This window comes from Arthrobacter sp. Y3225209, from assembly GCF_059090685.1.
Genome location: NZ_JBNHFW010000025.1, coordinates 1 through 12204, shown reverse-complemented (window position 1 = coordinate 12204; position 12204 = coordinate 1). Strand labels below are relative to the sequence as shown.

Sequence of the window (12204 nt, the reverse complement as noted above, 5' to 3'; positions counted from 1 at the left end):
TACGCCATGTCCCCCGCGCTTTTGGCCCTCACCAATGCCCATGTGGTTCCCGTCACCCATCCGCCCTTCGAGGGCACGCTGCTGATCGAGGACGGGCGCATCAGGGACCTTGGTCCGGACGTGGCGGTGCCGGCAGATGCGGAAGTGATCGACGCCGGCGGGAAGTGGCTGCTGCCGGGCCTCGTGGATGCCCACACCCACCTTGGCGTCCATGAAGAAGGGGAAGGCTGGGCCGGAAACGATTCCAATGAGATGACGGACCCGGTGATGGCAGGTGTGCGAGCGCTGGACGCCGTGAATCCCTTCGACACGGGATTCGACGACGCCCTTGCCGGCGGGGTGACCACAGCCAATATCAATCCCGGCTCCGGCAACCCGATCGGCGGGCAGGCCGTGGCCCTGCATACGCACGGCCGCTATCTGGAGGAAATGATTCTGCGGGCACCCAGCGGACTGAAATCCGCTCTGGGCGAGAACCCCAAACGCATCTACAGCGAAAAGAAGCAGACACCGTCCACCCGGCTGGGTACTGCCCTGGTGATCCGGCAGGCGTTTATGGATGCGCAGAATTATGTTGCCAAGGCGGACCCCGACACCCGGGACCCGCATTTGGAAGCGCTGGCCATGGTGCTCCGACGCGAAATCCCGTGGCGGCAGCACGCCCACCGTGCCGATGACATCGCTACGGCGCTGCGGCTCGCGGACGAGTTCGGTTATGACCTGGTGCTGGACCACGGAACCGAGGCGCATCTGCTCGCTGACATCCTGGCCGCGCGCGGCATTCCGGTGCTGATCGGTCCGCTGTTCACCACCCGCTCCAAGGTGGAGCTGCGCGGCCGCAGCATGGCCAATCCCGGCAGGCTGGCAGCTGCCGGGGTGGAGATTTCCATCATTACCGACCATCCGGTGGTACCGATCAACTTCCTGATCTATCAGGCTGCCCTGGCAGTGAAGGAAGGCCTGGACCGGGATGATGCGTTGCGGGCGGTCACCATTAATCCGGCCCGGGTACTCGGCCTCGCGGACCGACTCGGTTCACTGGAACAGGGCAAGGATGCCGATCTGGTGCTGTGGAGCGGAGATCCCCTCGACGTCATGCAGCGCGCCTTGAAGGTATGGATCGGCGGCCGGGAGGTCTACCGCTATGACGAGGACGCCCGCGAGCAGATGGTGGCGCCCCGCTGATGCGTACAGGCAACACCTCTCCGGCCTCCGGGACCCCCGTGCGCACTCCCCCGCCCCCGATCCTGCGGATCGCTGCCGCTACGTGGCTGGTTGCCGCCGCCCTGCTGGGCACTGCCGGCATCTCGTTTATCGTGTCCGCCCGCACCCAGCACCAGGACAGCACCGCACTGATCCTGCTCGGCGCGCTGGTCCTGGTCCTGTCCGCAGTCAGCGTGTACAGCGTTTTGCGGCTGCGGGCGGGTAAGCGGAGTGCACGGGAAACACTGACGTCCATCGCCCTGATCGCCGGGTTCCCGCTGCTGTTCCGCGGGCCGGCACTGATTGCCGTGGGAGTGATACTCCTGGCTTCCGCGGCACTGCTGTGGATGCCGGCGAGCAACCGCTTCTTTCAGCAGCGTGATCCCAGGAAGCGTCCGGCCGGGACGCGCATTCCCCGCCGGGCCCTTCCCCCCGGCGGGGGCAAGCGCTAGAGCTGCCCCAGCGCGGAGTCCAGGTCCGCGATGAGGTCTTCGATGTCCTCAATGCCCACGGAAAGGCGCAGCAGGTTCTCCGGAACGGCCAGGTCCGTCCCCTTGACCGAGGCATGCGTCATTTCCGAGGGGTAGTTCATCAGCGACTCCACGCCGCCCAGGGATTCAGCCAGCAGGAACAGCCGCGTGGACTCTGCCACCTTGCGCGCCGCGGCTTCGCCACCCTTGAAGGACACGGACACCATGCCGCCGAAATCCTTCATCTGTGCCTTGGCCAGTTCGTGTCCCGGGTGATCCTCCAGCCCCGGATACAGCACGTTCTCCACCGCCGGCTGGTCGCGCAGCCAGCGGGCCACGGCCATGGCGTTGGAAGAGTGCCGGTCCATCCGCACCGCAAGGGTCTTCAGCCCGCGTGTGGTCAGCCAGGCCTCCATCGGGGCGGACACCGCGCCGACGGCGAACTGGATGAAGCCGATCTTTTCCGCCATGGCATCGTCGTTCAGGATCACCGCGCCGCCCACGGCATCTGAGTGCCCGCCGATGTATTTGGTGGTGGAGTGCACCACAATGTCCGCGCCGAGCGACAGCGGCTGCTGCAGGTAGGGGGACGCGAAGGTGTTGTCGACGACGAGCAGCGCGCCGGCATCATGCGCCGCCCGGGCAGTGGCGGCGATGTCGGAGATTTTCATCATCGGGTTCGATGGTGTTTCCAGCCAGACCAGCTTGGTGTTCGATGCCGCGATGGCCGAGGCCACGGCCTGCGCATCCGACATGTCCACGGCGGCATTGGTGATCCCCCACGCGCCCAGCACCTTGTTGATCAGGCGGTAGGTGCCGCCATAGGCGTCATTGCCCAGCACAATGTGGTCCCCCGGTGCCAGCAGGCCCCGGATCAGGGCGTCCTCCGCAGCGAGCCCGGAGCTGAACGAGAAGGCATGCCTGCCGCCCTCCAGGGCAGCGAGCTGCTCCTGCAGGGAGTCACGGGTGGGGTTGGTGCCGCGGCCGTATTCATAGCCGTTGCGCAGTCCGCCGATTCCGTCCTGGGCATAGGTGGTGCTCTGGTAGAGCGGCGGAATCACTGCGCCGGTGGTGGGATCGGGTGCCTGCCCCGCATGGATGGCGCGGGTGCTGAAGCTCGTCATGGTTACTCCTTGGAGCCGGCGGCGCGGCCGGCGGTCGGTGCGTAGGCGCAGCCTTCCGGCACGCCGGAACGTAGCGGCTGTGCCCGGTTAAAGGCTTAGGTACGAAAGTAGGTCGTGCCGGGTGAGCATGCCAACGGCAGCGCCATCGGACGTAACCATCACGGCGTCGTCGTCCTGCAGTTTCGCCCGGGCTGCCTCCACGGAGTCACCGGCGCCTATGAGGGCGGGCCGGGGACCCATATGTTCGGTGATCCGGTCAGTGGGCTTGGCCTCGCCGCGGAAGAGCTTCTCCGTCAGCGAGCGCTCATCCACCGAGCCCAGGACTTCGCCGAGGACGACGGGCGGCTCCTGGGAAAGGACGGGCAGATAGGAGACGCCGTATTCATTAAGGATGGCAATGACATCCCGCACCGTTTCATTGGGGTGGGTGTGCACCAGGTCAGGCAGCGAACCATCCTTGGTGGCCAGGACGTCCCGGACGCAGGCCTGTCCGTCGCCGTCCTGCAGGAACCCGTAGGAGCGCATCCAGTCGTCATTGAAGATCTTGCCCATGTAGCCCCGGCCGCTGTCCGGCAGCAGGACCACCACGACGTCGTCCGGCCCCAGGCCGCGGGCCACCTCCAGCGCGGCCACCACAGCCATGCCGGAGGAACCGCCTACCAGGAGACCTTCCTCCCGTGCCAGGCGCCTGGTCATGGTGAAGGAGTCCGCGTCCTTCACGGCAACCACCTGATCGGGGACGGACGGATCATAGTTGTCCGGCCACATGTCCTCGCCGACGCCCTCCACAAAGTAGGGGCGTCCGGTGCCGCCGGAATAGACGGAGCCGTCCGGATCAGCGGCAATCACGCGCACCGGCCCGGAGGCACGGTCCGCAGAGATTTCCTTAAGGTAGCGCCCGGTGCCCGTGACTGTGCCACCGGTACCTGCACCGGCCACAAAGTGCGTGACCCGGCCTTCCGTATCCGCCCAGATCTCGGGCCCGGTGGATTCGTAGTGGCTTGCGGGCGCGGACGGGTTGGAGAACTGGTCCGGTTTATAGGCACCGTCAATCTCCCGTACCAGCCGGTCCGAAACACCGTAGTAGGAATCCGGGCTGTCCGGAGCAACCGCGGTGGGGGTGACCACTACTTCGGCGCCGTAGGCCCGCAGCACGTCACGCTTTTCCACGCCCACCTTGTCCGGGGTGACGAAGATGCATTTGTAGCCCTTCTGCTGGGCCACCAGGGCCAGGCCGACGCCGGTGTTGCCGCTGGTGGGCTCCACTACCGTGCCGCCGGGCTTCAGCTTGCCTTCGCGTTCCGCCGTATCAATCATCTTTACGGCAATGCGGTCCTTCACGGAGCCGCCCGGGTTCAGGTACTCGAGTTTCACCAGGACCGTGGCGCTGATTCCCTCGGTTACGTTGTGCAGCTTCACCAGGGGCGTGTTGCCGATCAGGTCCAGGACGGTGTTCGCATACTTCATGTGCCCCACGTTACTTCTTATCCCGAATCAGGACAGCCGGGGCGGAACGCAGCGTAGCAAATCCCACACCCGGTCCGGCCCTCCGGGAGGCCCGGACCGGGGGCCGCGCGTGCAACCATAGGTGCATGTCCTTCACCGCAGCTGTTCCCGTGGTGCCGGCTGCACTCCGGCCGCTGCCTTCGGGCCCGTCCGGCGCCGCGGCTGCTTATTGGGAGTCACCGGCACCGTACTGCCTGCAGACCTCGCTGCGCATCCTGGTCCGCGGCAAACAGGATCCCACCATCCGGCTCGGTGACGGCGTTGCGTGGCTGGCCTTCCTTACTCCCGAGGGCCCGGCAACTCTGAATCTGCGGGAAGAGCCCGTGCCCGCTCCCGGTGCCCGGATACAGGCCCGGGCATGGGGTCCCGGCGCACGCTGCGCGCTCGCGTCGGTGCCTGACCTGCTGGGTGAAAAGGATGACTGGTCCGGCTTCGACGACGAGGATTTCCGTGCCGGCCTGCCGCGCATGGTGCGCGAAACCCGCCGGCGGAACCTCTCGCTCCGCCTGCCCAGCACGGGCCGCATCATGGATTCCCTGATTCCCGTGGTCCTGGAGCAGAAGGTCACGGTGCTGGAGGCGTACTACGCGTGGCGCTATCTGGTGACCCGTTACGGAACGGACGCCCCGGGACCGGCGCCCGCCGGCATGAAGGCGGCACCGGCGCCGCAGACGTGGCGGCGGATCCCGAGCTGGGACTGGCACAAGGCCCGCGTTGACCATTCCCGTTCCACCACCATCCTCCGGGCCTGCTCACTGGCATCCGGTCTGGAGCGCCTGGCGGGTGTCCCGCTTGGGGAGAACCTGACCTCGAAACTCTGCTCGGTCCCCGGCATCGGAGCCTGGAGTGCTGCGGAAATCACCCAGCGCACGCACGGCGCACCGGACTCGGTATCCGTGGGCGATTATCATCTCGCCGCCTATGTGGGAGCCGCCCTGACCGGCCGCCGAACCGATGACGCAGGCATGCTGAAACTGCTTGAACCCTGGCGCGGGCACCGTCAGCGGGTAGTACGGATGATCATGCTCAGCGGGTACCGCAAGCCCGTTTACGGGCCGAAGCTGGCGCCGATGGACCACCGCCGCCGCTAAGTCCGGTTCGTGCACCCACCCCGGCCGGGACACTGCCGGGTGCGACAGGAGAGCCCGCTCGCTAGGGCATTGCCGGCCCGGTGCCGGCCAGCCTGCCGACGGCTTCCTCCCGCATGGCGACCTTCCGGATTTTCCCTGACACCGTCATTGGGAAACTGCCCCGGATCTGCACGTATTTGGGAATCTTGTAGTGCGCCAGCGCTCCGCTGCAGAACTCCGCAATAGAGGCGGTGTCCGGTGCCGGTGCGCCCGGAACGGGGATGATGCAGGCCATGAGTTCCTCGCCGTAGCGCTCATCCGGAATGCCGATGACCTGCACGTCCTGGATGTCCGGATGGGTATAGAGGAACTCCTCGATCTCGCGCGGATAGATGTTTTCTCCACCGCGGATCACCATGTCCTTGATCCGGCCCTCGATGCTGACATAGCCTTCCTCATCCATCCGGGCCAGATCGCCCGTGTGCATCCAGCCGTCGGCGTCAATGGCCTCAGCCGTGGCGTCGGGCTGGTTCCAGTACCCGGTCATCACGCTGTAGCCGCGGGTGCACAGTTCACCGATCGCTCCGAACGGAACCTGTTCCCCGGTCCCCGGGTCCACCACCTGGCTTTCCAGATGCGGCATGGTACGCCCCACTGTCCGGGTGCGGCGGGCCAGTGAATCCCCGCCCCGTGTCATCGTCGAAACCGGGGAGGTTTCAGTCATCCCGTAGCAAATGGCCACTTCGTTCATGTTCATTTCCGCAATGACGCGCTTCATGATCTCCTCCGGGCAGGGCGAGCCCGCCATCACGCCGGTGCGCAGCGTGGAGAGGTCATACCGGTCGAAGTCCGGCAGGCCCAGCTCGGCAATGAACATCGTCGGCACCCCGTACAGGGAGGTGCCTCCGTGCGCCTGGACCGCGGCAAGGGCAGCGCCGGCGTCGAACGTGCGGGAGGGAATCACGGTGGCCGCTCCGTGCGAGAGGGCTGCCAGATTCCCGATCACCATGCCGAAACAGTGATAGAAGGGCACCGGCAGGACCACCCGGTCCGCTTCCGTGTAGTCCAATAGTTCGCCGATGAAGTATCCGTTGTTCAGGATGTTTGCGTGCGTCAGGGTGGCACCTTTGGGGAATCCAGTGGTCCCGGAGGTGTACTGGATGTTGATGGGGTCCCCGGGCCGGAGCCCGGCCATCCGTTCGGCCACGGCGGCCTCCCCTGCCGCTCCGGCGGCCCTCCCCGCGCGCGCCAGGGCGTTGAAGCTCCCGGCCCCATCACCGGCCAGGTGCACAAGTGCGGTCAGGGACCCGCCGCTTTCAAGCGCGGTCTGCGCCATGGCCGCATAGTCGCTGCGCTTCTCGCTCGGGGCGGTGAGCAGCATACGCATCCCGCTCTGCCGCACCACAAAGTCCAGCTCGCTTTGCCGGTATGCCGGATTCACGTTCACCAGGATTGCCCCGGCCTTGGCGGTGGCGTATTGCGCCACGGTCCATTCGGCACAGTTCGGTGACCAGATGCCCACCCGGTCCCCCGCCCCGATCCCCCGCGCCAGCAGCCCCGCGGCTACTGCATTGACCTCCGCGTTGAATTCGGCATACGTCCACGTCCGGCCGGTGGGGACGTCGATCACGGCAGTGGCCTGCGGAAAGCGCTGCGCGGTGCGTTCCAGGTTGGCACCGATGGTCTCGTCCAACAGCGGGGTATCGGAAGCGGAAGCGGCATATGAGGGCAAGGCAGACTCCTTCGGCTGCGGAACGTAGTGCCGTCACGCTACCAAGAGTTCCGCTTCCTGCGAAGAGACGGCGTGGGGGCAGCCGCACGGCAGCAGGCGGGGTCCTAAGGTAGGGACATGACTGATGCCACCAACCCCATTGAACTCCGTGCCACCCTGGTCCCGAACCCCGGCGAGCGCACCCGGGTCCGGCTTGCCCTGGACATTGCCGTGGAACAGGTGCTCGCCGAGCCCGGCTGCCTGCGCTACGAAGTTGTCGAGGATTCAGAGCAGGAGATAGTCCTTGCCGAACGGTGGGCCTCCAAAGAGGACCTGGACCGCCATGCCCGCGGTCCTGCCTTCCAGGACCTGCAGGAATCGCTGAGCGCCCTGCTCGCCGAACCGTTGAAGGTGGAGCAGGTCCGCTGACTCAGTACGGCGTGATGGCCACGCGGTAGATCGAGTCGGGTTCTGCGCCGAAGCGCTTGAGCACCGCGACGACGGCCTCCTCGTGGTCGTCATCCACGGCTACCTGCACGCGCAGCCAGTCATCGAAGTCCATCCGCCGCTTTTCGCTGCGGAAGGCTTCGGTGCGGATTTTGCCGGTGTATACGGACGCCTCCGCCAGCTCCAGGGAACGCGCTCCTGCCATCAGCAGTGCGTCACGGAGCCCGTCGAGGCGTTCGGTATTAACCACGGCACTGACCAAATGGTTGGGCCGGGGATGCTTCCGCGCCTCGTCGGAGCTACCTCCGCTTGCTGCCCTGCCCGCCGCGGTGGGCCGTGAGGTGATGCCGTTGAGCGAGTAGGCCGAGGCGCCCTGCTGGACGTGGTCCAGGTCCTCCTGCTCCGGCCCCGGCTCGCGCAGCCCCATAGTGCGGGAGATGATGGCCGCGATGATCCAGCTCAGCACGAACGAGAACAGCACAACGCAGACAATGGCAACCACCTGGTGCCACAGCAGCGATCCGCCGCCGCCGGAGAATACGCCGTCAGCGCTGACCGGGTTCACCGTGCTGTCCGCGAAAAACCCCAGAAGGAACGAGCCGAGGACGCCGCCCACAAAGTGCACGGCAATCACGTCCAGGGCGTCGTCGTAACGGAAAACCTGCTTGAGCCGTACGGCCAGCACGCACACACACCCGGCGATCAGCCCGATCAGCAGGGCCGCCCCGGTGCCGACAAAACCGGCGCAGGGGGTGATTGTTGCCAGCCCGGCCACTGCCCCGGAAACAGCGCCCACGAGGGTGCTGTGACCGCTGGTGAGGCGTTCCACCAGCAGCCAGGTCAGCATGGCCGCGGCGCCGGCTATATGGGTGTTGATCAGTGCCTGGGCGGCAATCCCGTCCGCCTGCAGGCCGTCCCCCGCGTTGAAGCCGAACCAGCCGAACCACAGAATGCCGCCGCCCACCAGCATCAGCGGGAGGTTGTTCGGCGAGGTTTTCAGGTTGGGCCAGCCCCGGCGGCGGCCCACCACCAGCAGCACCGCAACCGTGGCGGCACCGGCTGAGGCGTGGACCACCATGCCGCCTGCCCAGTCCTGGGCACCAAGTTGGCCCAGCCAGCCCTTCGGATGCCACAGCCAGCGGGCCACCTGGGGATAGACCAAGATGGACCAGGCCGCCAGGAACACCACCCAGCCGGCGAATCGCAGCCGTCCCGCCGTGGCGCCGGTGATCAATGCAGGGGTGATGATGGCGAACATCATCTGGTACGCCACGAAGGCGAGCGCCGGAATGGTCACGCCGGTGGCCACGGTATGGAACTGCGGCGTATCGACGCCGATGAGGGCGAACGCGTCAAACTCGCCGAGCACGGAGTTGCCCTCGTTGCTGAAGGCAAGCGTGTACCCCACCAGGACCCAGGTAACCGAGATGACCCCTAGCGGAATGATGTTCTGCATCATCATGGTCAGTACGTTGCGCACAGGCACCATGCCGCCGTAGAAAAGTGCCAGTCCCGGTGTCATAAAAAGAACGAGTCCGGCACAGACCAGCACCCAGGCGGTATCCGCTCCGTTCATGAGGAGCCTCCCGCCATAATCCGGTTCTTTCCGCTGCTACGGCACATGCTGTCCCCGCTTCCGACTCGTTCATCAGCTGTGAGTATTCAGGTGGCCGGGGCCGCGGAATCCGGCTCCGATGGCCAGATGAGCGTACCGCCGGGCAGATGGGCATCAGAAGAGTGCAGGCGCAGACAACGGCCGGAAGGACCGATTTAGTGTGGTCCCGCCGGCCGTTGCAGGTCGGTCAGCGTCCGCCAGCGGCCGCCCCTCAGCGTCCGTCAGCGGCCGTCCGTCAGTGTCCGGAGAGCATGCCGTTCGGATCAATCACATACTTTCGGGCCACTCCCGAGTCGAACTCGCGGTAGGACTCCGGTGCCTGGTCCAGGCTGATGGGGGTTGCGTTCACTGCCTTGGCTATCTGGACGCGGTCATGCAGGATCGCCATCATCAGTTCCCGGTTGTATTTCATCACCGGACACTGCCCGGTGGTGAAGGACAGGGACTTTGCCCAGCCCGTCCCCAGGTCCAGGCTCAGTGATCCCTTGCGGGCCGCCTCGTCGATTCCGCCCGGATCCCCTGTCACATAGAGGCCCGGAATCCCCAGCGCGCCGCCGGCCGCCGTGACGTCCATCAGCGCATTCAGGACCGTGGCCGGCGCCTCGGTGCTGGAACCGGAACCGTGCCCGCGGGCTTCGAAGCCCACGGCGTCCACTGCGCAATCCACTTCCGGAACGCCAAGGATCGATTCGATCTGGTCCTTCGGGTCCCCCAGTGACACATCCACCGTTTCGCAGCCGAAGCTGCGGGCCTGCTCCAGCCGCTCCTGGTTCAGGTCACCAACGATCACGGCTGCGGCGCCCAGCAGCTGGGCCGAAGCCGCGGCCGCGAGCCCCACCGGGCCGGCGCCGGCAATGTAGACGGTGGAACCGACGCCCACTCCTGCCGTGACCGCTCCGTGGTAACCGGTGGGGAAAATGTCCGAGAGCATGGTCAGGTCCAGGATCTTTTCCATGGCCTGGTCCTTGTCCGGAAAACGCAGCAGATTCCAGTCCGCATAGGGAACCAGGGCGTACTCCGCCTGCCCGCCTACCCAGCCGCCCATATCCACGTATCCGTAGGCGCTGCCGGGCCGGTCCGGGTTCACGTTCAGGCAGATGCCGGTTTTGCGTTCCTTGCAGTTGCGGCACCGGCCGCAGGAAATGTTGAACGGGACCGAAACCAGGTCCCCCACGTTGATGAATTCCACATCCGGTCCGGTTTCCACCACTTCACCGGTGATTTCGTGCCCCAGGATCAGGTTCGGCGGCGCCGTCGTCCGGCCGCGCACCATGTGCTGGTCCGATCCGCAGATGTTGGTGGTGACCACCTTCAGGATCGCTGCGTGGGGAAGCTTCCGTCCGATGTTGGCGGGATTCACTCCCGGCCCGTCCCGTAGTTCGAAGGTGGGGTAGTCGATGTCCTGCACTTCCACTACACCGGGTTCGATGTAGGCAACTCCTCGATTGGAACTCATGGCGGCCTCGCTGTCTCTTGTCGTCGTTGACTGCATGCAGGCGTTCCTCCCCCGGGCAGATCGCCCTTGCGAGTGAGGTTACAACCGGCACGGCGGCGGCGGTAGACAGTAGCGGAAGGCAGCGGCCCTCTCAGCCCGCGGCTACCTGATTAAACGACGGAAGGCAGGCACCCTGTGCGGTGCCTGCCTTCCGGGGAAAACTGCGGGAGCTAGCTCTGGGTGGGCTGTCCGTTGGAGCCTGCGGCACCCTCGCGTTCCTGCGCTGCGATCTGCTCGTGCACGGCCTTCATGTCCAGGCCCTTCACTGCGTCCACCAGTTCACTGAACTGGCTGGCATTGAGGGCGCCGGGCTGGGAGAAGACAAGTACCTTTTCGCGGAACGCCATCAGCGTGGGGATGGAGGTGATGCCTGCGGCGGCTGCGAGCCCCTGCTCGGCCTCGGTGTCCACCTTGGCGAAGGTGATGTCCTCGTGCTGCTGCGAAACGGAGTCGTAGACCGGCGCGAACTGTTTGCAGGGTCCGCACCAATCCGCCCAGAAGTCCACGAAGACGATGTCGTTTTCCTCGATGGTTTCGGGGAAGGTTGCTTCGGTGATGTCGATAGTAGCCATCCTCCAACGCTAACGGGGCTGAAGGGCAATGTCTCTAGCTGTTCGCTGACCGGTGAAGCGGGCCCTGGGCCGGAGGCAGCTCCGTCAGACGGCGGATCACCGGCAATGCAGCCGCCAGCGCGGTCCGGTCCTCCGGACTCAGCTGCCGAAGCAGGTCTGCCATCAGGGCGGTCCGGTTACGGTCTCCTTCTGCCAGCGCCTTGGCGCCTTCGGGGGTCAGGGTGACCCGGACGCCGCGGGAATCAGCGGGATCGGGACTGCGCAGCAGCAGTCCGGCGGCTTCGAGCCGGATGATCTGCTCGGTGGCACTGGGCACCTTCACCCCGAGGTTCCGGGCTATTCCGGTAACCCGCATGCCGTCACCGGCGGCCATTCTCAGGACGCTGATCTGACTGGAGCTCAGGTCTGTATCCGCATCCATGTTGCGGGCAATGTACAGTGCCAGCCGGAGCGATTCGCGAAACCCCTCAGCGAGTTCATCCAGTGCGGGATCGGTCTTCATATTTAGGGACCCTAATGTCTTCGGGGTGGCGGGCGCAAGCACCCGGGATACGGAAAAACCCGCCCTCACCGGTTAGGCGAGGACGGGTTAGCCGGTGGCAGATGAGGGATTCGAACCCCCGTAGGCGTTGCCAGCTGATTTACAGTCAGCCCCCTTTGGCCGCTCGGGTAATCTGCCGAACGTCTTCAAGTGAAGACTTTGTCCGCAGTAACTGCGGGCAAGACAACTTTACCGAAGATTCTCCGAAGTTACGAATCGGGGATTCCACACCGCCTGCAGACCCGCAAAACTGCCTACAGCCCGCGCTCAATCCGGGCCTGCACCTGGGCATAAAAGCGGTCCGCCTGCAGTTGCGTCACGGATCCCCATTCCACCGCGTTCGCCAGATCCGTGCGAACACCTCCCAGCCGTTCGGCAGCGCTGTCGGCGCGTTCGACGTCGGGCTCCGGCAGGGCCGAGGGGCACGGCGCAGGGGCGGACACGGGGCTA

12 protein-coding genes and 1 tRNA gene are annotated in these 12204 nt (G+C 65.8%); 4 read left to right on the top strand and 9 right to left on the bottom strand.

The window, feature by feature from the left end; translation table 11 throughout:
• The first annotated feature begins 6 nt into the window (after positions 1-6).
• Positions 7-1185, top strand: coding sequence for an amidohydrolase (locus AC5RVB_RS13100; RefSeq protein WP_227902355.1), 1179 nt, complete (start codon positions 7-9; stop codon positions 1183-1185).
• Positions 1185-1655, top strand: coding sequence for a hypothetical protein (locus AC5RVB_RS13095; protein ID WP_494142890.1), 471 nt, complete (start codon positions 1185-1187; stop codon positions 1653-1655). Before AC5RVB_RS13100 ends, AC5RVB_RS13095 begins: the two co-directional genes overlap by 1 nt.
• Here AC5RVB_RS13095 and AC5RVB_RS13090 read toward each other — a convergent pair.
• Both AC5RVB_RS13090 and AC5RVB_RS13085 read right to left on the bottom strand, forming a co-directional pair.
• Positions 1652-2797: a cystathionine gamma-synthase gene (locus AC5RVB_RS13090; RefSeq protein ID WP_227902357.1), complete on the bottom strand. Its 1146-nt coding sequence runs from the start codon at positions 2795-2797 to the stop codon at positions 1652-1654. The genes AC5RVB_RS13095 and AC5RVB_RS13090 overlap by 4 nt on opposite strands.
• Before the next feature lie 87 nt (positions 2798-2884).
• A complete protein-coding gene (locus AC5RVB_RS13085; RefSeq protein WP_227902358.1) occupies positions 2885-4264 on the bottom strand; it encodes a cystathionine beta-synthase in 1380 nt (459 codons plus the stop codon).
• A 125-nt stretch (positions 4265-4389) separates the two neighbouring features.
• On the opposite strand from AC5RVB_RS13085, the gene AC5RVB_RS13080 reads away from it, so the two are divergent.
• Positions 4390-5394, top strand: coding sequence for a DNA-3-methyladenine glycosylase family protein (locus AC5RVB_RS13080; protein ID WP_227902359.1), 1005 nt, complete (start codon positions 4390-4392; stop codon positions 5392-5394).
• 61 nt (positions 5395-5455) lie between these two features.
• Here the strand turns inward: AC5RVB_RS13080 and AC5RVB_RS13075 are convergent, their stop codons facing one another.
• A complete protein-coding gene (locus AC5RVB_RS13075; protein ID WP_227902360.1) occupies positions 5456-7105 on the bottom strand; it encodes an AMP-binding protein in 1650 nt (549 codons plus the stop codon).
• A gap of 117 nt (positions 7106-7222) precedes the next feature.
• On the opposite strand from AC5RVB_RS13075, the gene AC5RVB_RS13070 reads away from it, so the two are divergent.
• Positions 7223-7513, top strand: a complete 291-nt coding sequence (locus AC5RVB_RS13070) for a putative quinol monooxygenase (RefSeq protein ID WP_227902361.1) — start codon at positions 7223-7225, stop codon at positions 7511-7513.
• A 1-nt stretch (position 7514) separates the two neighbouring features.
• Here the strand turns inward: AC5RVB_RS13070 and amt are convergent, their stop codons facing one another.
• From amt to AC5RVB_RS13040, 6 genes are all read right to left on the bottom strand, one after another.
• Complete coding sequence (gene amt / locus AC5RVB_RS13065) at positions 7515-9107, bottom strand: ammonium transporter (RefSeq protein ID WP_227928728.1); 1593 nt, start codon at positions 9105-9107, stop codon at positions 7515-7517.
• Positions 9108-9381: 274 nt separating this feature from the next.
• A complete protein-coding gene (fdhA, locus tag AC5RVB_RS13060; protein ID WP_227902363.1) occupies positions 9382-10602 on the bottom strand; it encodes a formaldehyde dehydrogenase, glutathione-independent in 1221 nt (406 codons plus the stop codon).
• A 209-nt stretch (positions 10603-10811) separates the two neighbouring features.
• Positions 10812-11213: a thioredoxin gene (gene trxA, locus AC5RVB_RS13055; RefSeq protein WP_227902364.1), complete on the bottom strand. Its 402-nt coding sequence runs from the start codon at positions 11211-11213 to the stop codon at positions 10812-10814.
• A gap of 34 nt (positions 11214-11247) precedes the next feature.
• The gene (locus AC5RVB_RS13050) at positions 11248-11715 is read right to left on the bottom strand and encodes a MarR family winged helix-turn-helix transcriptional regulator (RefSeq protein WP_227902365.1); all 468 of its coding nucleotides are present in this window, start codon (positions 11713-11715) and stop codon (positions 11248-11250) included.
• Between the two features lie 95 nt (positions 11716-11810).
• Positions 11811-11892, bottom strand: a tRNA-Tyr gene (locus AC5RVB_RS13045).
• A 116-nt stretch (positions 11893-12008) separates the two neighbouring features.
• Positions 12009-12204, bottom strand: a 196-nt coding sequence (locus tag AC5RVB_RS13040; protein WP_494142889.1) for a hypothetical protein, incomplete at its 5' end; no start/stop codon positions are given.

Excerpts from the sequence above, each read along its gene's own strand:
- AC5RVB_RS13100 (WP_227902355.1), top strand. The coding sequence starts at position 7 with ATGTCCCCCGCGCTTTTGGCCCTCACCAATGCCCATGTGGTTCCCGTC.
- AC5RVB_RS13090 (WP_227902357.1), bottom strand. The coding sequence starts at position 2,797 with ATGACGAGCTTCAGCACCCGCGCCATCCATGCGGGGCAGGCACCCGAT.
- trxA (WP_227902364.1), bottom strand. The coding sequence starts at position 11,213 with ATGGCTACTATCGACATCACCGAAGCAACCTTCCCCGAAACCATCGAG.
- AC5RVB_RS13070 (WP_227902361.1), top strand. The coding sequence starts at position 7,223 with ATGACTGATGCCACCAACCCCATTGAACTCCGTGCCACCCTGGTCCCG.
- AC5RVB_RS13085 (WP_227902358.1), bottom strand. The coding sequence starts at position 4,264 with ATGAAGTATGCGAACACCGTCCTGGACCTGATCGGCAACACGCCCCTG.
- amt (WP_227928728.1), bottom strand. The coding sequence starts at position 9,107 with ATGAACGGAGCGGATACCGCCTGGGTGCTGGTCTGTGCCGGACTCGTT.
- AC5RVB_RS13050 (WP_227902365.1), bottom strand. The coding sequence starts at position 11,715 with ATGAAGACCGATCCCGCACTGGATGAACTCGCTGAGGGGTTTCGCGAA.
- AC5RVB_RS13095 (WP_494142890.1), top strand. The coding sequence starts at position 1,185 with ATGCGTACAGGCAACACCTCTCCGGCCTCCGGGACCCCCGTGCGCACT.
- fdhA (WP_227902363.1), bottom strand. The coding sequence starts at position 10,602 with ATGAGTTCCAATCGAGGAGTTGCCTACATCGAACCCGGTGTAGTGGAA.
- AC5RVB_RS13080 (WP_227902359.1), top strand. The coding sequence starts at position 4,390 with ATGTCCTTCACCGCAGCTGTTCCCGTGGTGCCGGCTGCACTCCGGCCG.